Origin of the sequence: Curtobacterium sp. MCLR17_039, from assembly GCF_003234745.1 — a bacterium.
GTDB lineage: Bacteria > Actinomycetota > Actinomycetes > Actinomycetales > Microbacteriaceae > Curtobacterium > Curtobacterium flaccumfaciens.
Window position 1 is genome coordinate 37,642 of the sequence record NZ_QKTF01000016.1, and the last position, 26,403, is coordinate 64,044.

Genomic DNA, 26,403 nt, shown 5'->3' on the forward strand with positions numbered 1-26,403 from the left:
CCGTCCGGACCTGCAGGGCACGTTCGGGATGGCGGCCTCGACGCACTGGATCGCGACGGCCACGGCCCAGTCGGTGCTCGAGCGTGGCGGCAACGCCTTCGACGCGGCCGTTGCCGGTGCCTTCGTCCTGCAGGTCGTGGAGCCCCACCTGAACGGCCCCGGCGGTGACCTGACGGCGGTCTTCGCGACGGCCGTGAACCCCGTGCCGACGGTGCTGGTCGGTCAGGGCCCCGCCCCCGAGGGCGCGACCCCGGAGCACTACCGCGCCGAGGGCCTCGACCTGGTCCCCGGCTCCGGCGCGCTGGCCGCGACCGTCCCCGGCGCGGTCGACGCCTGGCTGCTCCTGCTCCGCGACCACGGCACCTGGGAGCTGGCCGACGTCCTCGACCCCGCGATCGGGTACGCCCGCGACGGCCACCCGGTCGCACCTGCGGTGATCCGGACGATCACCGCAGTGCGCGAGCTGTTCGAGCAGCACTGGCCCACCTCCGCCACGCAGTGGCTGCCGGGAGGCACGGTGCCGGTCCCCGGGGACCTGGTGCGCAACGAGGCACTCGCTGCAGTGCTCGATCGGCTGGTCGACGCAGGCGCGGGTGCCGGCAGCCGGACCGGCCGCATCGATGCGGCCCGGTCCGAGTGGGCGGAGGGGTTCGTCGCCGAGGCGATCGACCGGTTCGTCCGCGAACCGCACCGGCACGCGTCGGGCACCGACCACGCGGGGGTGATCCGGGCGTCCGACCTGGCGGCGTTCCGCGCGTCGTACGAACCCGCGACGACCGCCGAGTTCCGCGGCTGCACGATCGCCAAGACCGGGCCGTGGGGCCAGGGGCCGGCGCTGCTGCAGACCCTGCGGCTGCTGGAACCGCTCGACGACGCCCTGCTCGACCCGTCGACCGAGCTCGGCGCGCACACGATCGTCGAGGCGCAGAAGCTCGCCCTCGCCGACCGTGAGGCGTTCTACGGCGACGGCGAGGTCCCGATGGACGTCCTGCTCTCCGACGCCTACGCCGACGAGCGCCGTGCGCTGATAGGCGAGCGGGCCTCGGCGGAGCTCCGACCCGGAACGATCGCCGGGGTCGAGCACGCGCTGCCGCCGGTCCGGACCTCGTACGACTCCTCCGGTTCGGTCGGCGTGGGCGAACCGACCGTGCAGGTCGCCCGCGACACCGAAGCCGACACCGAGGTCCCGCCGGCAGCTCCCCTCGAGGACCGCGGCGAGCCGTTCGTGACCCCCGACGGCGAGACCCGCGGCGACACGTGCCACATCGACGTCGTGGACCGCTGGGGCAACATCGTCAGTGCGACCCCGTCCGGCGGATGGCTGCAGTCGTCGCCGACGATCCCCGAGCTCGGGTTCTGCCTCGGCACCCGCCTGCAGATGACCTGGCTCGAACCGGACACCGCGTCGACCCTGCGGCCCGGCGAGCGCCCCCGCACCACGCTGACACCGACCCTGGTGCTCCGCGACGGGCAGCCGGTCGCCGCACTCGGTTCCCCCGGCGGTGACCAGCAGGACCAGTGGCAGCTGCTGTTCCTGCTGCGCTGGATCGTCGGCGGGTACTCCCCGCAGCAGGCCATCGACGCGCCGGCGCTGCACACCACGTCGTTCCCGGGGTCGTTCTGGCCGCGCACGTGGGAGCCCGCGGGCCTGGTCGTCGAGGACCGCCTGGGGGACGAGGTCATCGCGGCACTCGAGGCCCGCGGACACGTCGTGACCCGCGGCGGTGACTGGAGCCTCGGCCGGCTGTCGTGCGTCACCCGCGACCCGGACACCGGGATCCTCGGTGCCGCCGCGAACCCCCGCGGCGCGCAGGGCTACGCCGCGGGACGCTGACCGACGCCCGTTCCTTCCCAGAGCACCCGCGCTGGAAAGTGGAATCGGGCGTACCTGGTCAGAACTTCCGACCAGGTACGCCCGATTCGACCAGGTACGCCCGATTCGACCAGGTACGCCCGGTTCGACCAGGCACGCCCGATCCGACCAGGTACGCCCGGTTCAGAGCGTCGGGACGACCACCGCGCGGCCCGAGAGCTCCCCGGCCTCGAGCTTCCGGTACGCCTCGAGTGCGTCGGACAGCGCGTACCGCTCGACGTCGGGGACGATCTGGCCGGCGCGGTACATCGCGACGACCTCGTGCAGGTCCTCGATCGTGCCCCAGTAGGTGTTCGTGATCGTCGACTCGTACGGCGTCGCGAAGAAGTTCCACTCGGTGGCGCCGCCGGCGATCCCGACGACGGTGAACCGCCCGCCGACCGCCATCGACGCCTGCGCGACCTTGATCGTGGGGGTGGCACCGACGAAGTCGAAGGCCGCGTCGACGCCGCGTCCCCCGGTGATCTCGCGGATGCGCTCGGCCTGGTCCGGGCCGCCGGGGACGGTGATCGCGCCACGGGCGGCGGCGCGGTCCATCGCGTCCTGCTTCATGTCGGTCGCGATGACCGTGGCACCGGTGAGCGCCGTCAGGATCTGCACGGCGATCTGCCCGAGGCCACCGAGCCCGACGACGAGCGCGAAGCGACCGCCACCGGCCAGGTTCGGCAGGGAGTTCTTGATCGCGTGGTACGGCGTGAGCGCGGCGTCGCTGAGCGGTGCGGCGGCGATCGGGTCGGCGTCACCGAGCGGCACGAGGTTCCGCGCCGGGACGCTCACGTACTCCGCCATGCCACCGTCGCGCCCGAGGCCGATGCCCATGTACGGGTTCGTCGCGGCGTTCTCGCAGTACGTGTCCTGCCCCTTCGAGCAGTACGAGCAGTGCCCGCAGCCGACCGGCCCGTAGACCAGGTAGGCGTCGCCCTCGGCGAAGCCGGTGACCCCGTCGCCGACGGCCTCGACCCAGCCGGAGTTCTCGTGGCCGAGCACGAACGCGGGTGCCTGGGCTCCCGGCTGCCCCTGCTGGAACTCCCGGTACACGGCGACGTCCGAGTGGCAGGCACCGGCGCCGGCGACCTTGAGCAGGACCTCACCGGGCCCGGGCGCGGGCTTCGGGACCTCGGTCAGGGACGGGAAGGTCTGGTACTGCTCGAACACGACGGCGCGCATGGGGTTCTCCTTTGATCGCCCTTCACGCTACACCTGTCGTTGAGGACGACATGTGTCGTCCAGTTGCCTCGAGACCACGCCGTCCGGCGAACAGTCCGCGGTCGAACCGTGCTCCACCGGGACGCGACGACCGCGCCACCATGACACCCAGCACGACCGCACCGAGCGGCCCGGTGAACACGAGGAGCAGGATCCACAGCCCGGTGTGGTCCCGGTCGTGCAGTCGCCGCACGAGCAGCGACCACCGGGGCACGATGGTCACGATCGTCGGGACGAGGATCGCCAGGTCCCACGCGTCCGGCCAGACATCCCGCCCACCGCTGCCCCAGCCGAACCACGCCCCCCGCCCGCGGTCGATCAGGTGGAACGAGACCCGCGGCGACGGGAGTGCTCCGAACGGGTCGACGTACAGTTCCCACCGCCCTCCGGTCCCGTGCGTGCCGACGACCCAGAGTGCGGCCCCGGCCAGCGCGAGCTCGAGCGCGATCCCCCACCAGAACTCCGAACGACTCGCCCGCCCATGGAACCGCCACCCCTGGGTCCAGAACCGGAGCCAGGCGACCACCGGGTTCGTCACGTCGGCCGGACCCTGCTCGAGCACGGCCCCGCGGAAACCCGTCACGCTGCTGTCCCCCATGTGCCAGATCGTAGGGCAGACCTGCGTCTTCGCCGTGAGCCCGTTGCGAGAACGACCGTTCTCCGATTGACTCAGGAGCGGTGGTCCCGTTCGGGGCCGCTCCCCCACACGAAAGGAGCGGGCATGCCCACTCGCACCGCACGCACCGCCTGGAACGGCGGCCTCGAGGACGGTTCCGGCCAGGTCGAACTCTCGAGCTCGAAGGTCGGCACGTACGACGTCTCGTTCCCGAAGCGCACCGCCGAGGACGCCGGGGGCACCACGAGCCCCGAGGAGCTCATCGCCGCCGCACACTCGGCCTGCTACGCCATGCAGTTCTCCGCCGTCCTCGGCGAGGCCGGCGGCACGGTCGAGGCCCTCGACGTCAAGGCCGACGTCTCGCTCGGCCCGGACCCGGCCGGCGGCTTCCGTCTCACCGGCATCGTCCTGACCGTCAGCGGCGAGGTCTCCGGCATCGACGAGGCGGCCTTCCTCAAGGCCGCCGAGGACGCCAAGGCGACCTGCCCCGTGAGCAAGGCGCTGACCGGCGTCGAGATCACGCTGCACGCGACCTTCGAGCAGTAGGCGCGGAACGCAGGAACCGTCACCACCTGACGGACGGGAGGCCCGTGGCGACCCCGCCACGGGCCTCCCGTCCGTCGGCCACCTACGCTGGGTGCCGTGCCCCGATTCCTCGCCACCCCGACCCTCGTCGCCCTCTGGCTCGGCCTGCTGGCCCTCGTCGTCGGGATCGTGTTCGTGCTGACGGCTCCGCCGTCCTCGTCCGGCTGGTTCGCGTACGCCCCACTGTCCGACTACGCGTTCGTCGCCAATGGCCGACCGTGGCAGCTGACCGTCGGACCGGTCCTCGTGCTGGTGGGCGCGGTCGTCGCGGCCTTCGCCCTCGGTCGTCTCAGCACGCGCCGCCGGGGCTGATCCAGACGCGTCCAGCGGACGTCCGGACTCGGCCGCCGTCGACTGGCACCATGGCGTGATGGCCGAGCAGCACCCCCCGGGCCCGCACAAGCCGGGCCGCCCGCCCCGGCCACGCCGCCGCAGTCTGGCGCAGCACGACCTGCGCGACGCACGGGCCCGTCTGCGCGGGACGATCTACGAGCACGTCGAGCCCGACGCCAAGGGGCGTGACCAGTACACGGCGACCCAGATCGTCGACTTCTGCCTCGACCTGGCCGAGGTCATGCTCGCCTCCGGTGCCGACACCCGCAGCGTCGAGACGGCCGTCGTCGCGGTCTCGACGAAGTGGAACCTCGCACCGCTCGACCTGGACTTCTCCGGCAGCTCGGTGACGATCCAGTACGCCCCGGCCGACGTCCCGCCGCTCGTCAAGGTCCGGACCGTGCGCTCGGACGGCTCCGACCTCGACAAGCTCGCGCGGGCGAACCAGATCGTCGACGACCTGATCCACGACGACCGTGACATGACCTCGGCGGTGAACGCCCTGGTCGCCGTGCTGCGGCTCCCGCCTCGGTGGCCGATGTGGCTGTCCGACGTCGGCCTGTCGATCCTCGGCATCTCGATCGCCGTGCAGGCCGGAGGTGGCTGGCGTGCCGGACTCGGGGCGTTCGTGCTGATGCTCGGGATCATCGTCTCCGGACGCTGGCTGACCGACCGGGGGTACCCGCAGTTCTTCGTGTCCGGGGCGCAGGGCGCGGTGGCGTCGGCGATCGGCACGCTGGCCATCTGGGCCGGCGTGCTCAACGCGAACGGTGCCGCGACGATGGTGGCGGCGCTCGTGGTGCTCCTGCTGCCGCACCCGTCCCTGGTGACCTGGGCGCAGGACGCCATCTCGGGGTTCCGGGCGATGGCCGTGGCCCGGGCGTTCTACATCGGGCTGGTCATCGCGGCGATCGTGGTCGGGGTGCCGGCCGGGATCGCGATGACGCACTGGCTGCAGATCGAGGTCGACCCGTCCGGCATCGTGACGCAGACCCTGCCGCTCTGGGCGTCGCTGTCGCTGACCGTGGTGTCGGCGGGCGCGAACTGCTTCGTGCAGCAGGCGAGCGCCCGGGTGATCCCCGTCGCCGTGGTGTTCTCCGTCGCCGCCGGTGCCGCGCTGTGGGCGCTGCGGCAGGCCGGGCTGCCGCTCCTCGGGGCGACGTTCCTGGCGGCGGTGCTGCTCGGGGTGCTCTCGACCTACGCGGCCGTCCGGATGCGCACGGCCGTGGCGGCGATCGCGGTGCCGGCGTTCTGCGGGGCGCTCCTGCCCGGTGTCGCCGTGTCGAACGCCCTGCTGAACTTCATGTCGGGGTCGTCGAGCGCCGCGCTCGACTTCGTGGCGGCGGTGTCCGTGGCACTCGGGATCGGCGCAGGCCTGGTGCTCGGCGGGCTCTTCGCGACGCCCGGTGCCCGTCGAGCGCTCCGCCGGACGCGTCGGGTCGTCGTGCACTCGGTCCACAACGACACCACGGCGCTCCGCGTCATCCGTGACACCGGGTACGACCCCGGCGACGGGTCGGTGCCGCGCGGGTCGCGCTCCGGCGGCACTTCGTGAGCAGCGCTTCGTGAGCTGCGCTTCGTGAGCAGAAGAGGTCGGGTGCGGCGCACGCACCCGACCTCTTCTGCTCACCGAGTGGGCGTGCCCCGCTCAGCCGGCGTCGGACACCGCGCTCGACACCGCGGTCGGGGCGTCGTACTCGCCGTCCGGGATCGCGCGGAGCGCCTCGAGGACGTCGTCCGGGGCGCCCTCCTGCTCGGCCGTCGAGACCACGTCGTCCTTGGACGCCGGGTAGTCGATGCCGCTCAGGTACTTCTGGACCTGGATGGGGTTCGGTGCTGCCATGTCGGTTCCTTCCGTCGGGTTGCGCCTCCCGGAGTACCCGCGGGGCGCTGCACGACGGCGCGGGGAACGCGCTCCGTGGACGAACCGCCGGTCAGATCTCCCAGCTGCCCGAGTCGTCGTCGTCCCACATCGCCAGACGGCGGGCGGCCTGCGGCTCGTACCGCTCCATCCAGCCACGCTCGAGCCGGGCGACCGCGCGGTCGAACGCAGCCACCAGGTCGAGCTCGGCGCGCAGCAGGGCCTGCAGCTGCAGCCCCTCGTACAGGGCGATGAGCTGCTCGGCGCCGCGGCGGGGGTCCATCGTGTGCGGGGCACGGCCGATCGCGACGTCGTGCTCCAGGCCGCGCTTGATCTGGGCGAAGAAGAGCTGGTACCGCGACCGCAGGTAGGTCGCCATCGGGTGCGCGGGGTTGCCCGCGACGGACAGCAGGGCGACGAGCAGGCGCATCAGGGCCGGGTCCTCGGCGTTCGAGGCGACGATCGCGCGGAGCAGGTCCACGGTCGAGCCGTCACCGACCTCGTGCGTGACCTCGTCCATCCGGGCGCCGTTCCAGCGGTCGAGCGCGGCGAGGACCAGGCCGTCCCACGACGGGAAGTGCTGCTCCAGCTCGGCGACGCTGATGCCCATCCGCTCGGCGACCTGCACGGGCCGGGCTTCGTGGAAGGGGACGTCCCGGAGCAGGTCGACGGTGGCACCCACGATCGTGATCCGCAGGTGCAGCGTGGCCGCCGCGGCCGCAGCGGCCTGCGTGTCGGCGCTGGTGTGTTCGAGCATCGTGCCCTCCGTCGTCCCCGGACGTCCTGTCCGTGTCACCCCGGGTCCGGGGCACCTCCATCCAAACGCAGAACGGGGGACACCAGAATCCCCGGTACGGGTGTCGGCACAAGGGGGGACAGACCACGGCGTCGAGCCGGTTCGCGGCCGTCCGTGCGACCATGCCGGCATGACCCCGAACGACCCCACTGCCCAGGGACTCGCGACCATGGCCTCGACCGGCTTCGAGTTCGGCGGCGACCCCGATCAGGTGGCGCACGACGTCCGAGCCATGTGGGAACAGCTCGGCCGTCCCGCCGGTGCGTTCGAGGCGGCGGCGCGAGCCATCGCCGTGCTGCCCCAGCGCCCCGAGGTGCCGATCGCCGACCAGGCCCGCCGTCGCGCGTTCGAGCAGGCGATCGGCATCAACCCCGTCGAGGTCGAGCTGGCCGCCGCGATGTCGGCACGCGAGCTCCTCGAGCGGATGGCTCGCTCCGTCAGCTGCTGACGCCACGACCCGGATCCGGAGCGGACCCGGCGACGCGACCAGGAGCCGCCGACGCGACCAGGAGCCGTCGACCCGACCACACGGACGACGGGAGGCGCGGCACCCACCGGCACCGCGCCTCCCGTCAGGTCCCCGTCAGGGGCAGGAGCCCTACGGCGTCGGCATCCCGCCGTCGACGTGCAGCGTCTCGCCCACGACGTACGACGACTCACCGCTCGCCAGGAACACGTAGGCCGGCGCGAGCTCGGCGGGCTGCCCCCAGCGACCCAGGTAGGTCTGCTCGCCCGCGCTCGGCAGCGCCTCCGGCGGCTGGCCGCCGGCCGGCTGCAACGGCGTCCAGATCGGGCCGGGGGCGACCGCGTTGACACGGATCCCCTTCGGCGCCAGCTGCGCCGCCAGGCCCTTCGCCAGGTTGTTCACGGTCGCCTTCGTGGCCGCGTAGTGCACCAGGTGCGGCGACGGGGCGTACGCCTGGATCGACGTCGTGTTGATGATCGTGGAGCCGGGCTGCAGGTGCGGCACGGCGGCCTTCGTGATGCGGAACGTCGCGTAGGCGTTCGTCTTGAAGGTCTCGTCGAACTCCTCGTCGGAGATCTTGGTGATGTCGTCGACGTTCTGCTGCTTGCCGGCGTTGTTCACCAGGATGTCGAGGCCACCGAGCTGCTCGACCGCGTCGGCCACGAGCTGCTCGCAGACCTCGAGCGAGGTGATGTCACCCGGCAGCGCGACGGCCTTGCGACCGGCGGCCTCGATGAGCCTGACGATGCGGTCGGCGTCCTCCTGCTCCTCGGGCAGGTACGAGATCGCGACGTCCGCACCCTCGCGGGCGTAGGCGATGGCGACGGCGGCACCGATGCCGGAGTCGCCACCGGTGACGAGCGCCTTGCGGCCGGTCAGACGACCCGAGCCGCGGTAGGTGTCCTCACCGTGGTCGGCGGGGACGTTCTGCGCCATCTCCGCGTCGGTGCCGGCGCCCTCGAGGTACTGCTCGTCGGGCTTCTTGTCGGCGTACATCTTCGTGGGGTCCTGCATCACGTACTGGTCAGGCCCGGTCTGGTCGTTCTGCTGGTCCGTCATGTCGCCGACGGTACGCAGGGGGTCGCTGCGGGCCGTCCAGGAGGCTGTCCCCCGTTGCGCGGAGCGGCCTGCGCCCGCCGGCCGCCCCGTTCCAGGGCCGCAGGTGCGTGATCCTCGTTTGTCACGGTCCGGTGACGGGCAGGCTCCGATTCGGTAACACCTGTCGTTCTGTCCCGGTCGAGGCCCTACCGTCGAACGGTGACTCCTCGGACCCTGCTGGCGCTCGGCGCCGCCGTGCTGGCCTTCTCGGCCGGTGCGCTCGCGTTCGACGGCACCACCGGGCTCGGGGCGGACGTCGCCGTGGCCGCCGAGACCTCGCACGACGCCGCTCCGGTGCACGTGACGAAAGCGGAACTCCGCCGGGTGGACTCGATCGAGCTCGACGCCGAAGCCCTGGTGCTCCGGAACGGCGACGACACCGTGGTGAAGTCCTCGATGCGCGACTCCGGACTCACCGTGAGCGTGCTGAACCGCCTGCTCGGCACCCCCTCGCGCACACAGACCGCCGAGGGCGACGGCGGGGCGTGCTTCCCCGCCAGCACCACGTACACCTGGGGCGGCGCCCTCCGCGTGGCCGCCCTGCGCTCCGACGCCCGAGCGGGCAACGCCGTCGAGGTCCGGATCCTGCGTGACTCGGTGCGCAGCCGCTCGGGTGCCCGGATCGAGTTGACCGGCCCCGACGGCGTCCAGGTGGGCGACGACCTGGACGAGCAGATCGCCGACGCACCCCGGTCGCACCGGGTGTCCTACGGCTCCGACGACTCCCGCGCCTGGCAGCTCCTGCTGGGGCAGGGCTGGGACGCGGCGCCCGCGACGGACGACGACGCCCAGGACGCCACGGACACCGGCACGAACGGGGTGTCCGCACTGACGAACGACACGACGGTCACGGTGATCGGGTCCCCGATGCCCGTCCACGCACGCCGGAGCTGCTGACGCGGGTCAGACGCGCAGGGTCGCCACCACCGGGAAGTGGTCGCTGGCGAACCAGGTCTCCGGGCCGTCGTGGTCGATCACGACGCGGTCCACGCCGCTGACGCCGCGGGTGAGCACCCAGTCGATCCGTTCCCCGGATTCGACCGGCGGCTGCCAGTCGTTGAACGTCGCGGTCCGGTCGGACGGATCCCCCGCGGTCAGCCAGGCATCGGCGAACCCAGCCTCCGAGAACACCCTCGACGCGGTGCCGCTCCCCGCGGGCTCGTTGCAGTCGCCCGCGAAGACGACCGGACCGGTGTCCCCGGCGAGCCGTTCCACGATCAGGGCGGCGCTCCGGCCCCGGACCTCGTCACCGTGGGGTCCGGGCTCGTGGTCGAGGTGGGTGGTGAGCAGGGTGAACGCGGGCCCCTCGGCGTCGAGGAACCGGGCGTGGTTCGCGATCCGCGGGTACAGGCTGCCCCAGGTGTTCGAGACCGGCTCGTCCGGGGTGTCCGACAGCCAGAACGATCCCTCGTCCGACGGGCGGAACCGGTCGCGGCGGTAGAAGACGGCCGCGTGCTCCCCGGCGTCGCCGCCCTCGCGCCCCTGCCCGACGTCGGCGTGGTCGGGCAGCCCGGCGCGCAGGTCGTCCATCTGGTGCCCGAACGCCTCCTGCACGCAGAGCAGGTCGGGGTCGTGCCGGCGGATCACGTCGAGCACGACCGGCAGGCGGGCCGGCCAGTCGTGCGCGGGGTCCGGGTTCTTGATGTTGTAGGTCATCAGGACGATCGGGCGTGCGGCGCTGGTCACTCCACGAACCTACCGACGCCCCGCCTGGCCGGTTCCCATCAGTTGATGCAGGTGCCCTCGGTGCCGTAGTTGTGCACGTCGGTCGACTTCGGCGACGGTTCCTTCGCGGGCTGCTCCGCCGGCTTCGAGCCCGAGCCGGTGTCCGCCGGCGTCGAGGGGGCCGCGCTCGGCTCGGTCGCGACCGGCTTCGCGGTCTTGCCGTCGGTGCCGAGCACCAGTGTGACGCCGGTGACCGTGTTGGTCCGGACGGCGACGGCACCCGGCACGACGGCCGCGACGGCCTTCGCCTGCGACTCCTGGCCGGCCGGGTACTGCACCTGCGTGACCTTCGTGGTGGGCGAGGACCCGGCCGGCGCGACCTGGAAGCCGCGAGCCGTCAGGACCTGACCGGCGGCGGTGGCCGCTCCCTGCACGCCGCTGCCGTTCAGCACGGTGACCGACGTGTTCGCCGGTTGCGCCGGACCGGCAGCGGTGTAGGCCTCGGGCTCACCGACCAGACCCTGCACGAAGGCCGGCAGACCGACGGTGTCCACCTCGACGATGGAGAGCGGCGATCCGTTGACGGAGATCGTCGGGGTCCCGAGGGTCGGGATCGTGGCCGACTGGATGTTCGCGGGCCGGAGGTTCGCCATCTGGGACGCGAGGTCGATCAGGTTGGTGTCGGTCTGGATCGATCCCCCGACGGCCTGCAGGATGTTGCCCATCTTCACCGGGTTGAGCAGCGTGCCCGCCGACGTGACCTTCCGGGCCTCCTGGGACAGGAAGTACTGCTGCCGGATGTTGCGGTCCAGGTCACCGTTCGGCAGCCCGTGGCGCTGTCGCACGAAGGACAACGCCTCCTTCGCGTCCAGCGAGGACTTGCCCGCCGGCAGGTTCACCCCGGAGAACGGATCGTTCGCGGCTTGGTTGAGGCACACCTCCACCGGCCCGAGTTCCTTCACGACCTGGTAGAAACCGAGCAGCGAGACCCGGACGTAGTGGTCGATCTGCAGCCCGCTCAGGTTCTCGATGGTCTTGATGAGCATCTTCGCACCGCCGGTGTCCCCACCGCCGTTGAGCGTGCCGTAGTAGAACGCGCTGTTGAGCTTGCCCTTGCCGACGTCGGGGATGTCCACGTACGAGTCGCGGGGGAACGAGATCATCGTCGCCTGGCTGCCGTCGGCGTTGATGTGCAGCACGATCATCGTGTCGGTGTTCGTCGCGCCACCGTCCTCCTCGGTGCTGAGCTCGGCGAGCTGCTCCGGGGTGGCGTTGTCCGGTCGGTGGTCGTCGCCGACGAGCAGGATGTTCTGCGCCGTGCCGTCGACGTCGTCCTTCTTGTCCTTGCCGCCGGTGATCGCGTTGACGATCGTGACGCCGTCGGACAGCTGGTGGTACGCGTACGCCGCGTACCCGCCGCACAGCAGGAGGGCCATGGTGAGCACGCCCGCCACCGCCGGGAACACGACGCCGGCCCGTCGCTTCTGGCGCCCGTGGCGCGGCGTCGCGGCACCGCGGTGTGCGGGCTCGGTCGTCTGCTCGGGTTCGTTGCTCACCGGGAAACCATAACCGGCGCGCGCACGACGGACATGGGATGCGCCTGGCAGGTCACCCCATGCCCGCTGTCGTGTTCCTCACCGGGCGACGAGGCCCTGCTTGTTCGTCTCACGGGCCCGCAGCACGGTGATCCCCGTGATCGCCGCAGCCGCCATGACGTAGAAGGCGGGCGCGAACGTGTTGCCCGTGGCACTGATGAGCCACGTGGCGAAGTACGGCGTGATGCCACCGAAGAGCGCGACGCTGATGTTGTAGGCGATGCCCATCGACCCGTAGCGGATCGCGGTCGGGAACAGTTCGGCCATCGCCGCGCTGACGGCACCGTCGAACGCCGCCATGAACAGGCCGAGCAGCACCATCGCGGCCGCGGCAGCCCAGAAGTTGCCGGCGTCCATGAGCATCAGCGTCGGGTAGGTCAGCACCAGGAAGCCGGTGCAGCCGGCGAGCATGACGGGCTTCCGGCCGATCCGGTCCGACAGCAGGCCGAAGAACGGCACGAGTCCCGCGATCACGAGGAAGCCGATCACGACGACCCCGTACGACACCAGCGGCGAGTACCCGAGGTCGGCCTGCAGGTACGACGGCATGAAGGTCTGCAGGATCCAGTGGCCGACCGCCTTGAGGACGACGAAGCCGATGCAGAACAGCAGGGCCTTCCAGCCGGTGCGGAGCGAGCGACGCAACGGGTTCGCTGCGACCTCGCCCTTCGCCTTGAGTGCGCGGAACTCGGGGGTGTCCTCGAGCCGGTTGCGGAGGTACAGGCCGACCAGTCCGAGCGGGACCGCGATGAGGAACAGGACGCGCCACCCCCACGTCTCGAGCGCGTCGTCGCCCGCGAGCGCGGTGAACAGGAACACCAGCCCGCCACCGACGATGAAGGCCGCGAACCCGAAGACGTCGATGAAGCTCGTCACGAAGCCCCGTCGGTTCGAGGGCGCGAACTCGGCCAGGAGCGTCGTCGCGCCGGCACCTTCGCCACCGGCGGCGAAGCCCTGCACGAGCCGGACCAGCACGAGCAGGATCGGTGCGAGCAGCCCGACGCTCTGGTAGGTCGGCAGGATGCCCATCACGGCCGTCGCTCCGCTCGTGATGAGGATGACCGTCGCGAGCGTGGTCTTCCGGCCGACCCGGTCCCCGAGCGAGCCCCAGAACAGACCGCCGAGCGGGCGCATCACGAAGCCGGCACCGAACACGGCGAACGCGGAGAGCAACGCCACCTGGGGGTCGCCCTGCTTGAAGAAGTACAGCGAGATGACCGTGGCCAGGGTGCCGTAGAGGCCGAAGTCGAACCACTCGACGAAGTGGCCGACGCCCGCGGCGACGATCACCTTCCGCATGCCCTGTCGGCGCGCGTCGTCGCCCAGTGCTGCCTGGACGTCCGGGGGGCCGGCGGCGTCCGCGCTCGTGCGCGTTCGGGTTCCGTCGCTCATGGGGTGACCTCACACTTCGTTGTCGAGAGTTCGTTGACGATAGCACTTGCCGGGCACACTTTGCCACACAGTGGGAAGATAGCGCCAGAGAGTGATACCGTCACCGCCATGCAGTCCCGTGAACAGCACCACGACGTCGTGGTCGTCGGAGGCGGTCTCGCCGGCGTGTGCGCCGCGGTCGCCGCCGCACGCCTCGGCTCCAGCGTCGCCCTCGTCACCAACCGTCCCGTCCTCGGCGGGAACTCCTCGAGCGAGATCCGGGTGTGGGTGGTCGGGGCGACCGCGCACGGAACCCATCGGTTCGCCCGCGAGACCGGGATCATGGGGGAGCTCTTCCTCGAGAACCAGCACCGGAACCCGCAGGGCAACGCGGTCTACTGGGACCAGGTCGTGCTCGACCTCGTGCGCGCCGAACCGAACGTGCACCTGCACCTCAACACCGACGTGCGCACCGTCACGACCGCCGACGACGACGGCGCCACCCGGATCACCTCCGTCACGGGGTGGACGATGGGGTCCGAGATCGAGACGACCTTCACCGCACCGGTGTTCCTCGACTGCACGGGCGACGGCCTCGTCGGCGCACTCGCCGGGGCGTCGTTCCGGATCGGCCGCGAGGGACGCGCCGAACACGGGGAGGCGTGGGCTCCGGAACAGCCCGACGACGAACTGCTCGGGAGCTCGATCTTCTTCTCGACGCACGACACCGGCCGGCCCGAGAAGTTCGTGCCACCGTCGATCGCCGTCGACCTGAGGACGACACCGATCCTGGCCAACCGGGCCATCAAGACCGGGGACAACGGCTGCAACTACTGGTGGATCGAGTGGGGCGGTGCGCTCGACACCGTCACCGAGAACGAGCGGATCCGCGACGAGCTGTGGGGCGTCGTCTACGGGATCTGGGACCACATCAAGAACTCCGGCGCCTTCGACGCCGAGACCCTCACGCTCGACTGGGTGGGCGCGATCCCCGGCAAACGGGAGTACCGCCGGTTCATCGGCGACCACACGCTCACCCAGCAGGATCTGCTGTCGCAGCGGACCTTCCCCGACGCGGTGGCGTTCGGCGGCTGGTCGATCGACCTGCACCCCGTCGAGGGCGTGTACGCCGAGACCGCCGGCGCGCAGCAGCGGTACACGGACGGCACCTACGACATCCCGTTCCGTTCCCTCTACTCCGCGGACGTCGCGAACCTGCTCTTCGCCGGCCGGAACATCTCCGCGTCGCACGTGGCATTCGGCTCCACGCGGGTGATGGCCACGTGCGCCACCCAGGGCCAGGCCGCCGGCACCGCCGCGCACCTCGTCGCCCGGCACGCCACGACGCCCCGCACGCTCGGCAACGACCACGTCGAGATGCTCCAGCAGACGCTGCTCCGCGAGGACGCCCCGCTCATCGGGGTCCGGGCCGTCGACGGTGCCGACCTGGCCCGCCTGGCGACGATCACCGCGAGCAGTGAACTCACCTCGATCGACACCACCCCGTGGGCGACCGCCGACACCTTCGCACTCGATCGCGACGTCGCGATCGTCCTGCCGGCCGACCCGGCGCTCGGCTCCTTCGCGCTCCGGACCGTCGTCGACGACGACACCGCGGCCGAGCTCACGATCGAGCTCTGGACGACCGGCAAGCCGCAGAACTACGCCCCGATCGAGCACGTCGCCACCCACACCGCTGCGGTGACTGCCGGATCCGGGGAAGCGGTGGTGGACCTCGCGTTCCGTCCCGAGGAGCCGTGCAACGCGGTCGTCGTCGTCCGTCGTGCCCCGGGCGTCCGCCTGGTCCTGACCGACGGGCACCCGTACGGGGTGCTGGCCCTCCGTGCCCGCACGGCCGACGACGAGCAGTTCGACGACCACATCCCCGAGGAGTCCGACCAGCCGGTAACCGACTGGGAAGCGCGCGCCCTGCGCGGACGGTCCTTCGCGTTCACCGCAGCCGGCGCTTCGGACGCGTGGCGGGCCTCCAGGGTGGTCGACGGGTACCAGCGTCCCTTCGGCGGCCCGCACCTGTGGTCGTCCGAGGCCGGCGACGGCCGAGCCGCCCTGACACTCGACTGGACGGAGCCGGTCGACGTGCGCCAGGTGCGGATCGTGTGGAACGACGACGTCGACGCCGACCTCATCAACCTGCACCACCACCGCACCCACTGGGACGCCGTCCCGACGCTCGCCCGCGACTACCGCATCGAGGTGTCCGTCGACGGCTCGTGGCGGCAGCTCGAGACCGTCACGGACAACCGGCACCGGCACCGCGTCCACGACCTCGCCCCGGTGCGGACCGACTCGCTCCGCATCGTCGTGACCGCCACCAACGGGTCGCCGTTCGTCACGGCGAGCGCCGTGAAGGTCTACTGACCCACCTGCAACACCGACAACGATCAAGGGAGATCGCCATGCGCCTGCGCGCACACACCATCGCGACGGTCATCGCGCTGTCACTCGCCGCCCTCGGCACGTCCGGGCCGCACGGCGCGGCTGCGGTCGCGGACACCGCCGCCACCCCGTCAGCGGTCACCGCCGGCACCGCCGGCACCGCCGGCACCGCCACGATCCAGCCCAACCCGGGGAACCCCACCTCGCCCGCCGCGACCGCGCACTCCGTCTCGGCGAACGGGACGGCCGTGCCGGTCAGGGCCGAGTCGGTCAGCGGCACCTCGCACGACGTCGCGATGTTCGCCAAGGGGACCGGCACGGCGACCGTCAGCGTCACCATGCCCGGCCTCGCCGCGTCGGTCACACCCGTCGTGACACCACGGACGCTGTCGATCGCGACGACCCGCTCCGGTTCCACCATCACGTTCACGATCCGCGACGCACACCCGCTCGTGATCGAGACGCCCGGAGTTCGCGCGCTGTTCCTCTTCGTCACACCGGCCGAGACGACCGTGCCGTCCGCCGCCGACCCCTCGGTCCGGTACTTCGGCCCGGGCGAGCACGACGCCGGAGTCATCCGCCCGACGTCCGGGCAGACGATCTACCTGGCTCCCGGCGCCCTGGTGCACGGTCGCATCGACGGTGACGGCGTCACCGGCGTGCGGGTGCTCGGCCGTGGGATCCTCGACGCCGGCGACGACACCTCGCGCACCGCGAAGACGATGGCGATCCGGTTCCGCGACAGCTCCGACGTCACGGTCTCCGGCATCGGCGTCCGGAACGCACAGTGGTGGCAGACGCTGTACATCCGGTCGTCGGGCATCCACGTGTCGTGGACGAACCTGATGGGCACGCTCATCAACAACGACGGCATCGACACCGACGGCGTGCAGGACATGGCGGTCGAGCACAACTTCGTGATGAGCGGCGACGACGGCTTCGGCTGGCACGCCCTCGACGCCGCCACGAACGGCGAACCCGAGACCCGCGGGCTGCACGCACTCGACACCACCTTCTGGAACGTCACCGGCGGCAACCCCGTCCGGTTCGGCTCCTCGATGGAGACGTCGCTGTTCACCGACATCTCGATCACGCAGTCGTACGTGCTCCGCGCCAAGGAGGTCGCCCTGAAGTTCGACGTGCAGGACTGGGCGACGGTCTCCGACGTCACGGTCGACGGTTTCCACGTGGAGTCGCAGCCGGTCGGGAAGCGAGCGATCGTGCTGCAGGTCCTCAAGGGGCAGTACTCGAACGACACCGGCTACCGCGACGAACGCGGTCGGATCACGGGCATCACGATCCGCGACTTCACCGACGTCACGGCGGACTCGGTGACGCTGTCCGGCTGGGACGCCGCCCACGGGATCTCGGGCGTCGCGTTCCGGGACGTCGTGCTCGGCGGGGTACCGCTGACAGCGGCGCAGGTGCGCTCGAACGCGTTCGTCAGCGGCGTCACGGTGTCCTGATCGCCGTCGCAGACCAGAATGAGGGGATGACGACCACCCCTCCGAACCAGAGCGTCGAGCGCGCCGCGGCGGTCCTCGGCGCGCTCGGTGCTGCTGACGGGCCGATGCGTGCCTCCGACATCGCGCGGGCGATCGGCCTCGGGACGTCGACGACGGGTCGGCTCCTGGCGACGCTCGAGTCGCTCGAGTACGTGCGTCGCGATCCTGATTCGCAGGGGTACTCGGTCGGTCGCGCCGTGCTCGAACTCGCCAGCCAGGGACTCAACCACAACCCGGTGCACCGGGAGAGCCGAGCCGCGGCGCAGGAACTCGCGCACCGGATCGGCCTCACCGCGAACGTCGGGGTGCGCGACGCCGCCTCGTGCATCTACCTCTGCCACTTCGAGGGGTCGCTGGCGCCGAAGTCGCACACGATGATCGGCATGCGACAGCCGCTGCACGCGTCGGCGCTCGGCAAGGCCCTCATGCTCGACCTGTCACAGGTGGACCGGGAGCGGCTCCTCGGTGCGGACCTCGCGCGGTACACCGACCACACCATCACGTCGCACGACGCCCTGACGGCCGACCTGGCCGTCTCGGCGAAGCGCGGCTGGACCGAGGAGAACCAGGAACTCGCGCTCGGCCGGTTCTGCATCGCCGCGCCGATCCGGAACGCCTCGGGGGACACCGCGGCCGCGCTCTCGATCTCCGGACGCCTCACGCAGCTCCGCGACCGTGACCTCGGGTCCCTGGCCGAGGACCTCATCGAGGTCGCCGACCGCATCAGCGTCGGTCTCGGGATGATCAGCGCCGTCGCGCACTGACGGCTCGCCTCGTCGTGTGGTGACGCAGTGACGGCCTGGAGGCGCGTGGCGGATTCGCCACGGGCCTCCGGGCCGTCTTCTGATCGCGCTGGTCCCGCTAGTCGCGCGACGGGAGCAGGTGGATCGCCTCCATGGCGAGCTCGGCAGCGATGGGGTCCTTCGCGACGACGGCGTCCTTGAGCTTCGTCAGCTCGGGCAGGATCACGTCGGCCGGCAGGAGCTCCGCGAGCTCCGGAACGCGGAGCTTGAACGAGAGCCCGTCCGTCGTCGAGTTGCAGAGCTGCACGAGCGACGGGTTGCCGCACGCGTCGGCCCACATCGAGTAGATGCCGGCGCCGTCGCGCGCGACCTGGTCCTGCTCGTCGGCGCTCACCCGCGCGTGCACGTCGTCGAGCATCTTCACGATCTTCTTGCGCTGCGCGTCCGTGAACCGGGGCACCGCGAGCCGCACGACACCGCCGTAGATCACGCCGAGGGTGCGGTACGCGTCGAGGAGTTCTTCCTTCGTCGGCGCCGCGACCCGGGTGTAGCGGTTCGGCGCCATCTCGATGAGGCCGGCCCGGGCGAGTTCGGCGAGGGCCTCGCGGATCGGCGTCCGGGAGACACCGAGCCAGGCGATCAGGTCGTCGTCGTTGAGCCGTTCCCCCGGCTCGAGCGTGCCGTCCATGATGGCGTCTCGGATCTTGTCCTGCACCGTGTCACGGAGGAGCTTGCGCTCGGCAGCGGGCTGCGTCGAGGGAACTGGCATGGGTCCAGCGTGTCACATGTCAGGGGTCGTGCGCGAGAGGCGCGACGGCCACCAGGCCCGGCGCCCGAGGTCGTAGGCCAGCGCCGGCACGAGCAGCGAGCGGACCACGATCGTGTCGAGCAGGACGCCGAACGCGACGACGAACGCGATCTGCACGAGGAACAGGATCGGGATCACGCCGAGGGCGGCGAACGTGGCGGCGAGCACGACGCCCGCCGACGTGATCACCCCGCCGGTCACGCCGAGTCCGCGAAGGACGCCCTCGCGCGGACCGTGCCGCAGCGCTTCCTCGCGCACCCGTGTCATGAGGAAGATGTTGTAGTCCACGCCGAGCGCCACCAGGAACACGAACGAGTACAGCGGCACGCTCGGGTCCGCGCCCGGGAAGTGGAACACGTGGTCGAAGACGAGCGCTCCGACGCCGAGGGCCGCCGCGAAGGACACGATCACGCTGCCGATCAGGACGAGCGGCGCGACGATGCTGCGGAGCAGGAGCATCAGGATCAGCAGGATGACGACGAGCACCACGGGGATGATCACCGTGCGGTCTCGGATCCCGGTGTCGTTCGTGTCGACCGCCGTCGCGGTGACGCCACCGACGATCGCTCCCGGGTCGACCCGTTCGACGGCGGTCCGGAGGTCACGGACGGTCTGCTCGGCGGCGTTCGAGTCGGCGGCGTCGGACAGCGTCGCCTCGAGCAGGACGTCACCGCGGGAGACGGTCGGCGTGCCGCTGCCGGCCGCGTCCCCGGTCACCGGGACGGTACCGGCGGGGCTGTCCTTCGCCGCGGCGACCACACCGTCGACCCCGTCCACCGCGGTGATCGCGTCGACGAGCCGGTCGAGGTCGCGCTCCGCGCCGATGACCTGCGCGGGGCTGCCGGAACCGCCCGGGAAGTGGTCGGCCAGCACGTCCTGACCGTCACGGGCCTCGGACGACCCGATGACCAGGTCGCTCTGCGGCACCCCGTCCGCCTTGAGCCCGAACAGGCCGGCACCCATCGCGAGCAGGCCGACCGTGCAGACGATCCACACCACCCGGGACCGCCGGGCGACGAGCCGGCCGACGCGCGCCCAGATGCCGCGGGCGTCCGGACCGGTGAGCACGGGGTGGGCGCTGCCGAACGCGGGACGCAGCGGCCAGAACGCCGCGCGCCGGAACGCGAGCAGCAGCGCGGGCAGGAGGGTCAGGGCGGCGAGCAGGCTGAACGCGATGCCGATGGCCGCGACCGGGCCGAGCGCCTTGTTCGAGTTGAGGTCGGAGAGCAGCAGGCAGAGCACCCCGACGATCACCGTGCCACCCGAGGCCAGGATCGGCTCGAGGCTCCCCCGCAGGGCGGCCTTCGTCGCGTCCCAACCGGTGCGGTGGTCGCGGAGCGCCTCGCGGAAGCGCGAGGTGTACAGGAGCGCGTAGTCCGTCGCCGCACCGATCACCAGGATCGACAGGATCCCCTGCACCTGCCCGTTGACCGTCACGATGTCGGCCTTGGCGAGCCACCAGACCACGAGGATCGAGGCGCACAGGGCGAAGGTGGCGGTCCCGAGCACGAGGACGGGCAGCAGGGGTGATCGGTAGACGATGATCAGGATCACGAACACCGCGGCGAGCGCCACCCCGAGCAGGAGTCCGTCGATGCCGGCGAAGGCCTCGGTCAGGTCCGCGGTGAACCCGGCGGGACCGGTGACGGAGCCGCGCACACCGGACGGGAGCGCGTCGTCGACGTCGGCGCGGATGGCCTCGACCGCGTCCCCGGTCTCGGCGTCCTGCGTGAGCGTGGCGACGATCTCGACCGCGTCGCCGTCCTCGCTCGGGATCACCGGGCTGACGGCGTCGACGTCGTCGCGGTCGGACAGCGTCGTGGCGAGTGCCTTCGCATCGGCGAGGTCGGTCGACGTCAGGCCGCCGTCGCGCTCGAGGACGATGATCGCGGGCGCCCCCGACTCGTCGCGGAACTCGGAGGACCGTTCCTGCACCTTCGTGGCGTCGGCCGAGGCCGGCAGGAACGAGGTCTGGTCGTTGGTGGAGACCTCGGAGATCTTGCCGAAGAAGGGACCGCCGACGGAGGCGATGCCGAGCCAGACCACGATGACGAGCGCGGGGAGGACGATGCGGAGGAAGCGGGACACGTCGGTGAGCGTACACCGATCGTCAGCATGCTGATTACTTGACGGTCGAGCGCACCTGCCGACCATAGAATCACGACATGCAGGACACGACCGAGCAGTGGCCCCTCGGGCGCCTGCTGTCCGCGGCCGCGCGCTCCGTCGAACGGGACTGGGACGAACGCCTTCGCGCCATCGGGCTCTCGCACGCCGCGGTCGTCGCGATCGACATCCTCATCCGGACCGGACCGACCGGCGCCGACACCATCGCCCGCACGGCCCGGGTCCAGCCGCAGACGATGTCCCGCACCCTCGAGCGGATGGAGCGGGACGGTCTCGTCGAACGCACCCCGCACCCCGCCGATCGTCGGCGCCGTGTGGTCAGCGTGACGCCCGCCGGCCGGTCCGCGTGGGAGACCGCGCGGCACATCGAGCGCGAGGTCCTGCCGGAGGACCCGGCGCTCCGGACGGCACTGGGCGAGCTGCTCGCCGGACCACCGTCGGAGTGAAACACTGTTCTTGAAATACCACATGCGATAAGATCCTGTGGTCGGTGCGTGCCGACCTGACCACAGGAGTCCCGCATGTCCGAACGCCGAGCCGCCCGGGCGGCCGCAGCACACCCCCTCCGCGCACCCCGTCGCAGCACGCGGCGACGTCGACCGTTCCTGGTCGCCCTGGTCGCGACGCTCGGCTCCCTCGTCGGCGTCGCCCTGGTCCTCGCCGTCGTGGCGAGCGTCTTCGTCGGCGGGCTCGCGCGGAGCTTCGACGCCGGTCGCGACACCATCGCCGACCCGTTCCCGAGCGGTGCGCGGCCGAGCACGTCCAGCGGTGAGAACATCCTGCTCATCGGGTCCGACGCTCGCGCGCAGGGCGGCCCCGAGGGCGCGCGGCCCGAGCTCGGCGGGCGCTCCGACACCCTGATGCTGGCGCACGTCCCCGCCGATCGACAGCACGTGTACCTCATGTCGATCATGCGCGACTCGTGGGTCGAGGTCCCCGGACACGGACGCGCGAAGATCAACGCGGCCTACTCCTGGGGTGGGGTCGCCCTCACCACGGAGACCGTCGAACAACTCCTGGACATCCGGATCGACCACGTGGCGGAGATCGACTTCGCCGGGTTCGAGGACATGACCGATGCCCTCGGCGGCGTCACGGTCGACTCCCCCCGGGCGTTCTCGGCACGCGGCCACGACTTCACAGCCGGGGCGAACCGGCTCGACGGGGCCGCAGCACTGGCCTTCGTCCGGGAGCGCTACTCCTTCGTCGACGCCGACCACACCCGCGTCCGCAACCAGCAGGCGTTCATGCGCGGCGTCGTGAACGGGCTGCTGTCCCGTGGCACCGTCACCAACCCCGGGCGCATCCAGGACTTCGTCGCCGCGACGAGTGCGCACCTGTCGGTCGACGCCGGGTTCTCGTTCACTCGGATGGCGGGACTCGGGTGGTCGCTCCGAGCGGTCCGGGCCGACGACCTCGTGACCTTCACCGTGCCGACCGCGGGCTCCGGGACGTCACCGGACGGGCAGTCGATCGTGAACCTGAACGAGCTCGCCGTCGGGTCCCTGTCCCAGGCGCTCCGGTCCGACGACGTGGCGGGCTGGCTCGCCGACAACCCGCAGTAGTCCGGCACCGCGAGGCCGCACGCACGACGACGCCCCACGACTCGAGGTCGTGGGGCGTCGTCGTGTTCGGTCTGCGGAGAGATCAGGCGGGGAGCTGGAGCTCCTGGCCGGCGTAGATCAGGTTCGCGTCGTCGATGGTCGACGTGTTCGCGGCCCAGAGCTGCTTCCAGCCGCCGTCGATCCCGAGCTTCGTCGCGATCGTGTCGAGCGTGTCGCCCGAGGTGATCTTGTACGTCTTGCCGCTCGTCTTCACCGGGGCCGGCTTGCTCGGCGTGGTCGCTGCCGGGGCGGGCGTCGACTCGGTCGTGCTCGGCTGCGGGGCGGCCTGCTCGGCGGGAGCCGGTGCCGGTGCGGCGGGCTGCGGGGCAGCCTGCTGTGCAGGGGCCGGAGCCGGTGCGGGGGCCGGAGCCGCCGCGGCGGGGGCCGCACCGCTGGTCCCGCTCAGCCCGAGCTGGGCGGAGCAGGCGGGCCATGCGCCCCAGCCCTGCGAGGCGAGGACACGCTCGGCGACGGCGATCTGGGCCTCGCGGCTGGCGGAGGCGGGGTTGCCCGCGCCACCGTTCGCCTGCCAGGTGCCGAGGTTGAACTGCAGGCCGCCGTAGTAGCCGTTGCCGGTGTTGATGGCCCAGTTGCCACCGGACTCGCACTGCGCGAGCTGGTCCCAGGTCGAACCGGACGCTGCGTTCGCGGGGGCTGCCGCGAGGCCGACACCGGTCGCGGCGATGCCGGCGAACGCCAGGCCACCGACGATGGTGCGGGTACGGGAAAGCTTCTTCATGTGATTGCTCCACCGGGGTCACGAGCCGCATCTGCTGCGGAATCCACTGCCCACCCCGACCGATCGCGGTCAGTTGTGGGGGTGCGCCACCGGGGGCAGTGGTCATCGGGCCGGCGGCACCTCGGTCGGCAACCATAGGAAACTCTTGACCGTTATCAAACCGAGACAAACGGTTCTACCCATGCATGCTATGTACCCCTACCCCGAACCTGAACGTGCGGATCCCCATGGCCATGGTGATCGAGCCGTACCCGGGTACGTGTCCTTGGCAATTCCCTGGCAATGCCGATCGGCGCTCGGGATCAGCCCCGCGTGAGCAGGGTCACGGCCTCGAGGTGACCGGTCTGCGGGAACATGTCGAGCACCCGGGCCCGACGCAGCCGGAACGACGGCATGCGTGCCAGGTCCTTCGCCAGGGTCACGGGGTTGCAGCTCGAGTACACGACGTGCTGCACGTCCGACTCCTCGAGCCAGGTCGACAGCCGCTCGCCGATCCCGCGACGCGGCGGGTTCACGACGACGAGCTCGGGCACCGCGTCCGGACGGGCCCGGAGTGCGTGCTCGGTCGCGTCGTCAGCGGCGAACCGGAGCCCCTCGAGGCCGGCCTCACGAGCGGACTGCTTGGCGGAGCGGATCGCCTCGGCACTCGTCTCGATGCCGGTCACCACACGGCCGGGGCGGGCTGCGTGCAGCGCGAACCCGCCGACGCCGCAGTACAGGTCCCACATCGACGCGGGTTCGAGCTCGTCGATCCAGGCCGTCGCCTGCGCGTACAACTCGGTCGCGACACCGGTGTTCGTCTGGAAGAAGCTCTGCGGCCGCAGGTGCATCGTGATCCCGCCGAGCCGCATCGGCAGCGTCTCCTGCTCGGTCAGCACGATCTCGCGGTCGCCTTCGGTGACGGCCTTGTGCTCGGGCAGCAGGTTGACGGTCACCACGACCGCGTTCGGCAGCGCGGCGCGCAGGGCGTCGAGGTGCTGGCGGAGCCGTGGCAGCTGCCCCTCGGAGCGCAGGACGAACCGGATCATCAGCTCGCCGTCGGGCGACTCGGTGACCAGGACGTACTTCAGCTCCCCCCGGCGCGCGGCGACGTCGTACGGGATCAGCCCCGCGGTCGAGACGAACTCGGCGAGCACGGGCAACGCGTGCCGGATGCCGGGCGTGCAGATCCCGCAGTGCCGCAGGTCCACGCCGCGCTGCCGGTGGTCGAGGATCCCGACGGTGGGGTGCTGGACGGATCCGCCCACGACCATCTTCGCCTTGTTCCGGTACCCGGACTCCGGGCTGGTGATCGCGGGCGACCAGGAGACCGCTCCGGGGCCACCGGCAGCCTCGACCGCGTCGTGCAGGAGTTCGCGCGTGCGGAGTTCCTTGTCGAGGACCTGGTCGGCGTAGGGCTGGCCCATGAGCGTGCACGACCGGCACACCCCGCGGTCGAAGTAGTCGCACTGCATGGCCGAGTCAGGATACGGCAGCGTCCCGCGTCGTCGTGGCGATCCGGTACACCGACGTCGTCGCGGTCAGGAACAGCGTCGTGCCGTCGTCGCCGCCGAAGCACAGGTTCGACGTGACCTCCGGCACGGCGACCGCTCCGATCCGGGCTCCCTCGGGGTCGAACACGACGACGCCGTGGTGGGAGGACGACCAGACGTTGCCGTGCACGTCGACCCGGATGCCGTCCGGCGCCCCCTCTCCGGGTTCGAGCCGCGCGAACACGCGGCCGTTCTTCAGCAGGTCGCCACGGCGGTCGTAGGCGCGGATGACCGGCTCGTCGCCCGACGAGCTCGCGATGTACAGCACCCGCTCGTCCGGGTCGAACGCCAGGCCGTTCGGCTCGTCCAGGTCGGTCGCCACGGGTCGCAGGTCCTCTCCCTCCGGTCCGCACCGGAACACCCAGTGGTCGCCGTACTCGCGCACACCCGGGTGCCCCTCACGCGGCTGGGTGATGCCGTAGGCCGGGTCGGTGAACCAGACGCCGCCGTCCCGAGCGACCACGACGTCGTTCGGGGAGTTGAAGCGGCCCCCGTCCCACACGTCGACGATCGGCGTGACGGCACCGTCGCGGTCACGCTCGACCCGACGCAGGCCGTGCGAGCACTGCACGACGCTGCCGTCCCGATCCAGCGTGCGGCCGTTGGTGAACTCGACACCGTCCGCGTACACCGAGGTCTCCCCCGAGTCGGCGTGCCACTGCAGGATCCGGTCGCCGGGGATGTCAGACCACCGCAGCGTGCGCGTCGACGGGATCCAGCAGGGCCCCTCGGCCCAGGTGCTGCCGGTGGCGATGCGCTCGAGCGCGTCGCGGTCCGGCACGAGGTCGTCGAGCAGCACGGGGTTCTCCTTCGAACGGGGTGCCCACCCTACGTTCGTCAGGCCGCGGCCGCCGCCTCGGTGCGTCGTCGCACGGCCTTCTCGATCGCGGAGATCGCCAGGCCGAGCAGGATCGACGCCACGACCGCGAGGGTCGTGACGAGGAACGGCTGCTCGCGACTCCAACGACCGGTGGCCGAGGCGATGCCGACGCAGTACGCCGCCCACACGACGTCGGCGAGCACGCAGCTGAGCAGGAACCGCCGGAGGTCGAGCCCGCTGTCCGCGCCGACCAGGTTCGTCGTCAACCGGCCCATCGGGATGAAGCGTCCGAGCACCGCGATGCGCCCGGGAGCAGCACGGTAGCGGCCGTCGATGGCGTCCCGGGCCGCGCGGACCTTCGGACGCGAGAACCACGACCTCGAGCCGAGGTCGACGGAACGCGCCAGGTGGTAGAGCCCGAGGTCGCCGAGGACCATGCCGATCGACGCCGCGACGACGAGGAACAGGACCGGCAGGAGACCGCCGTCACCGCCCACCAGGAGCGTGCCGATCGCGACGACGAGTGCCTGGCTGGGCAGGAACACCGCGACGCTGCCCACGGCGAGCACGAGGCCGACCACGAAGAACGCCCACGGGGTACCGACGAGCTGGACGACCAGGTCCTGTGCTGCGTCCACGACTCACCCTCCACGGGCACCGGAG

General features: G+C 71.5%; 25 protein-coding genes. 11 read left to right on the forward strand and 14 right to left on the reverse strand.

Annotated elements, in window-relative coordinates; translation table 11 throughout:
• Positions 1–28 precede the first annotated feature (28 nt).
• Complete coding sequence (locus tag DEJ00_RS15700) at positions 29–1,834, forward strand: gamma-glutamyltransferase family protein (protein WP_220038887.1); 1,806 nt, start codon at positions 29–31, stop codon at positions 1,832–1,834.
• 162 nt (positions 1,835–1,996) lie between these two features.
• Here the strand turns inward: DEJ00_RS15700 and DEJ00_RS15705 are convergent, their stop codons facing one another.
• Positions 1,997–3,040 carry an NAD(P)-dependent alcohol dehydrogenase gene (locus DEJ00_RS15705; RefSeq protein ID WP_111057995.1) on the reverse strand — a complete coding sequence of 348 codons (1,044 nt, stop codon included), beginning with the start codon at positions 3,038–3,040 and terminating at the stop codon, positions 1,997–1,999.
• A gap of 22 nt (positions 3,041–3,062) precedes the next feature.
• Entirely contained in the window at positions 3,063–3,677 is a 615-nt protein-coding gene (locus DEJ00_RS15710) for a DUF805 domain-containing protein (RefSeq protein WP_111057996.1), read from the reverse strand.
• Between the two features lie 123 nt (positions 3,678–3,800).
• Between DEJ00_RS15710 and DEJ00_RS15715 the strand changes: the two genes are divergently transcribed.
• From DEJ00_RS15715 to DEJ00_RS15725, 3 genes are all read left to right on the forward strand, one after another.
• Positions 3,801–4,241 (forward strand): OsmC family peroxiredoxin, encoded by a 441-nt coding sequence (locus DEJ00_RS15715; RefSeq protein ID WP_027467170.1) that lies wholly within the window; start codon positions 3,801–3,803, stop codon positions 4,239–4,241.
• Positions 4,242–4,337: 96 nt separating this feature from the next.
• Positions 4,338–4,592 (forward strand): hypothetical protein, encoded by a 255-nt coding sequence (locus DEJ00_RS15720; RefSeq protein WP_111057997.1) that lies wholly within the window; start codon positions 4,338–4,340, stop codon positions 4,590–4,592.
• Between the two features lie 58 nt (positions 4,593–4,650).
• Positions 4,651–6,168, forward strand: coding sequence for a threonine/serine exporter ThrE family protein (locus DEJ00_RS15725; protein ID WP_035809647.1), 1,518 nt, complete (start codon positions 4,651–4,653; stop codon positions 6,166–6,168).
• Between the two features lie 93 nt (positions 6,169–6,261).
• Here DEJ00_RS15725 and DEJ00_RS15730 read toward each other — a convergent pair whose 3' ends face one another.
• Entirely contained in the window at positions 6,262–6,456 is a 195-nt protein-coding gene (locus tag DEJ00_RS15730; RefSeq protein ID WP_027467172.1) for a DUF2795 domain-containing protein, read from the reverse strand.
• Between the two features lie 91 nt (positions 6,457–6,547).
• Positions 6,548–7,231, reverse strand: coding sequence for a TetR/AcrR family transcriptional regulator (locus DEJ00_RS15735; protein ID WP_027467173.1), 684 nt, complete (start codon positions 7,229–7,231; stop codon positions 6,548–6,550).
• 169 nt (positions 7,232–7,400) lie between these two features.
• On the opposite strand from DEJ00_RS15735, the gene DEJ00_RS15740 reads away from it, so the two are divergent.
• The gene (locus tag DEJ00_RS15740) at positions 7,401–7,718 is read left to right on the forward strand and encodes a hypothetical protein (RefSeq protein ID WP_027467174.1); all 318 of its coding nucleotides are present in this window, start codon (positions 7,401–7,403) and stop codon (positions 7,716–7,718) included.
• 150 nt (positions 7,719–7,868) lie between these two features.
• On the opposite strand, the gene DEJ00_RS15745 is transcribed toward DEJ00_RS15740, so the two are convergent.
• Positions 7,869–8,795 (reverse strand): SDR family oxidoreductase, encoded by a 927-nt coding sequence (locus DEJ00_RS15745; RefSeq protein ID WP_111057998.1) that lies wholly within the window; start codon positions 8,793–8,795, stop codon positions 7,869–7,871.
• A gap of 198 nt (positions 8,796–8,993) precedes the next feature.
• On the opposite strand from DEJ00_RS15745, the gene DEJ00_RS15750 reads away from it, so the two are divergent.
• Entirely contained in the window at positions 8,994–9,731 is a 738-nt protein-coding gene (locus DEJ00_RS15750) for a hypothetical protein (RefSeq protein WP_111057999.1), read from the forward strand.
• A 6-nt stretch (positions 9,732–9,737) separates the two neighbouring features.
• Here the strand turns inward: DEJ00_RS15750 and DEJ00_RS15755 are convergent, their stop codons facing one another.
• The 3 genes from DEJ00_RS15755 to DEJ00_RS15765 form a co-directional block, all read right to left on the reverse strand.
• Entirely contained in the window at positions 9,738–10,520 is a 783-nt protein-coding gene (locus DEJ00_RS15755) for an endonuclease/exonuclease/phosphatase family protein (RefSeq protein ID WP_111058000.1), read from the reverse strand.
• 38 nt (positions 10,521–10,558) lie between these two features.
• The gene (locus DEJ00_RS15760) at positions 10,559–12,055 is read right to left on the reverse strand and encodes an LCP family protein (RefSeq protein WP_071245841.1); all 1,497 of its coding nucleotides are present in this window, start codon (positions 12,053–12,055) and stop codon (positions 10,559–10,561) included.
• A 78-nt stretch (positions 12,056–12,133) separates the two neighbouring features.
• Complete coding sequence (locus DEJ00_RS15765; RefSeq protein ID WP_027467178.1) at positions 12,134–13,486, reverse strand: MFS transporter; 1,353 nt, start codon at positions 13,484–13,486, stop codon at positions 12,134–12,136.
• A 108-nt stretch (positions 13,487–13,594) separates the two neighbouring features.
• On the opposite strand from DEJ00_RS15765, the gene DEJ00_RS15770 reads away from it, so the two are divergent.
• Genes DEJ00_RS15770 through DEJ00_RS15780 form a run of 3 tightly spaced genes read left to right on the forward strand, consistent with a single transcriptional unit; the run spans position 13,595 to position 18,131 of the window.
• The gene (locus DEJ00_RS15770; protein WP_111058001.1) at positions 13,595–15,844 is read left to right on the forward strand and encodes an FAD-dependent oxidoreductase; all 2,250 of its coding nucleotides are present in this window, start codon (positions 13,595–13,597) and stop codon (positions 15,842–15,844) included.
• 38 nt (positions 15,845–15,882) lie between these two features.
• Positions 15,883–17,328 carry a hypothetical protein gene (locus DEJ00_RS15775; RefSeq protein ID WP_111058002.1) on the forward strand — a complete coding sequence of 482 codons (1,446 nt, stop codon included), beginning with the start codon at positions 15,883–15,885 and terminating at the stop codon, positions 17,326–17,328.
• Between the two features lie 26 nt (positions 17,329–17,354).
• A complete protein-coding gene (locus DEJ00_RS15780; protein WP_027467181.1) occupies positions 17,355–18,131 on the forward strand; it encodes an IclR family transcriptional regulator in 777 nt (258 codons plus the stop codon).
• 97 nt (positions 18,132–18,228) lie between these two features.
• Here the strand turns inward: DEJ00_RS15780 and DEJ00_RS15785 are convergent, their stop codons facing one another.
• Positions 18,229–18,879 carry a GntR family transcriptional regulator gene (locus tag DEJ00_RS15785; RefSeq protein ID WP_051597115.1) on the reverse strand — a complete coding sequence of 217 codons (651 nt, stop codon included), beginning with the start codon at positions 18,877–18,879 and terminating at the stop codon, positions 18,229–18,231.
• A gap of 12 nt (positions 18,880–18,891) precedes the next feature.
• The gene (locus DEJ00_RS15790) at positions 18,892–21,006 is read right to left on the reverse strand and encodes an efflux RND transporter permease subunit (protein ID WP_111058003.1); all 2,115 of its coding nucleotides are present in this window, start codon (positions 21,004–21,006) and stop codon (positions 18,892–18,894) included.
• Between the two features lie 77 nt (positions 21,007–21,083).
• Here DEJ00_RS15790 and DEJ00_RS15795 point away from each other — a divergent pair, with 77 nt between their 5' ends.
• Positions 21,084–21,491, forward strand: coding sequence for a MarR family winged helix-turn-helix transcriptional regulator (locus tag DEJ00_RS15795; protein ID WP_111058004.1), 408 nt, complete (start codon positions 21,084–21,086; stop codon positions 21,489–21,491).
• Between the two features lie 75 nt (positions 21,492–21,566).
• Positions 21,567–22,610 (forward strand): LCP family protein, encoded by a 1,044-nt coding sequence (locus DEJ00_RS15800; protein ID WP_111058005.1) that lies wholly within the window; start codon positions 21,567–21,569, stop codon positions 22,608–22,610.
• Between the two features lie 82 nt (positions 22,611–22,692).
• Here DEJ00_RS15800 and DEJ00_RS18905 read toward each other — a convergent pair whose 3' ends face one another.
• The 4 genes from DEJ00_RS18905 to DEJ00_RS15820 all read right to left on the reverse strand — a co-directional run bounded on the left by DEJ00_RS18905 (position 22,693) and on the right by DEJ00_RS15820 (position 26,378).
• Positions 22,693–23,388, reverse strand: a complete 696-nt coding sequence (locus tag DEJ00_RS18905; protein ID WP_111058006.1) for a transglycosylase family protein — start codon at positions 23,386–23,388, stop codon at positions 22,693–22,695.
• Positions 23,389–23,690: 302 nt separating this feature from the next.
• Positions 23,691–24,842: a 23S rRNA (uracil(747)-C(5))-methyltransferase RlmC gene (gene rlmC / locus DEJ00_RS15810; protein ID WP_111058007.1), complete on the reverse strand. Its 1,152-nt coding sequence runs from the start codon at positions 24,840–24,842 to the stop codon at positions 23,691–23,693.
• Positions 24,843–24,849: 7 nt separating this feature from the next.
• Positions 24,850–25,719, reverse strand: a complete 870-nt coding sequence (locus DEJ00_RS15815; protein ID WP_111058008.1) for an SMP-30/gluconolactonase/LRE family protein — start codon at positions 25,717–25,719, stop codon at positions 24,850–24,852.
• Positions 25,720–25,757: 38 nt separating this feature from the next.
• A complete protein-coding gene (locus tag DEJ00_RS15820) occupies positions 25,758–26,378 on the reverse strand; it encodes a DedA family protein (RefSeq protein WP_027467187.1) in 621 nt (206 codons plus the stop codon).
• Positions 26,379–26,403: the final 25 nt, after the last annotated feature.

Bases quoted from the DNA above. Each gene is read 5' to 3' on its own strand.
- DEJ00_RS15735 (WP_027467173.1), bottom strand. From the start codon at position 7,231: ATGCTCGAACACACCAGCGCCGACACGCAGGCCGCTGCGGCCGCGGCG.
- DEJ00_RS18905 (WP_111058006.1), bottom strand. From the start codon at position 23,388: ATGAAGAAGCTTTCCCGTACCCGCACCATCGTCGGTGGCCTGGCGTTC.
- DEJ00_RS15725 (WP_035809647.1), top strand. From the start codon at position 4,651: ATGGCCGAGCAGCACCCCCCGGGCCCGCACAAGCCGGGCCGCCCGCCC.
- DEJ00_RS15730 (WP_027467172.1), bottom strand. From the start codon at position 6,456: ATGGCAGCACCGAACCCCATCCAGGTCCAGAAGTACCTGAGCGGCATC.
- DEJ00_RS15795 (WP_111058004.1), top strand. From the start codon at position 21,084: ATGCAGGACACGACCGAGCAGTGGCCCCTCGGGCGCCTGCTGTCCGCG.
- DEJ00_RS15780 (WP_027467181.1), top strand. From the start codon at position 17,355: ATGACGACCACCCCTCCGAACCAGAGCGTCGAGCGCGCCGCGGCGGTC.
- DEJ00_RS15785 (WP_051597115.1), bottom strand. From the start codon at position 18,879: ATGCCAGTTCCCTCGACGCAGCCCGCTGCCGAGCGCAAGCTCCTCCGT.
- DEJ00_RS15715 (WP_027467170.1), top strand. From the start codon at position 3,801: ATGCCCACTCGCACCGCACGCACCGCCTGGAACGGCGGCCTCGAGGAC.
- rlmC (WP_111058007.1), bottom strand. From the start codon at position 24,842: ATGCAGTGCGACTACTTCGACCGCGGGGTGTGCCGGTCGTGCACGCTC.
- DEJ00_RS15765 (WP_027467178.1), bottom strand. From the start codon at position 13,486: ATGAGCGACGGAACCCGAACGCGCACGAGCGCGGACGCCGCCGGCCCC.
- DEJ00_RS15745 (WP_111057998.1), bottom strand. From the start codon at position 8,795: ATGACGGACCAGCAGAACGACCAGACCGGGCCTGACCAGTACGTGATG.
- DEJ00_RS15775 (WP_111058002.1), top strand. From the start codon at position 15,883: ATGCGCCTGCGCGCACACACCATCGCGACGGTCATCGCGCTGTCACTC.
- DEJ00_RS15800 (WP_111058005.1), top strand. From the start codon at position 21,567: ATGTCCGAACGCCGAGCCGCCCGGGCGGCCGCAGCACACCCCCTCCGC.
- DEJ00_RS15710 (WP_111057996.1), bottom strand. From the start codon at position 3,677: ATGGGGGACAGCAGCGTGACGGGTTTCCGCGGGGCCGTGCTCGAGCAG.
- DEJ00_RS15700 (WP_220038887.1), top strand. From the start codon at position 29: ATGGCGGCCTCGACGCACTGGATCGCGACGGCCACGGCCCAGTCGGTG.
- DEJ00_RS15770 (WP_111058001.1), top strand. From the start codon at position 13,595: ATGCAGTCCCGTGAACAGCACCACGACGTCGTGGTCGTCGGAGGCGGT.
- DEJ00_RS15740 (WP_027467174.1), top strand. From the start codon at position 7,401: ATGACCCCGAACGACCCCACTGCCCAGGGACTCGCGACCATGGCCTCG.
- DEJ00_RS15705 (WP_111057995.1), bottom strand. From the start codon at position 3,040: ATGCGCGCCGTCGTGTTCGAGCAGTACCAGACCTTCCCGTCCCTGACC.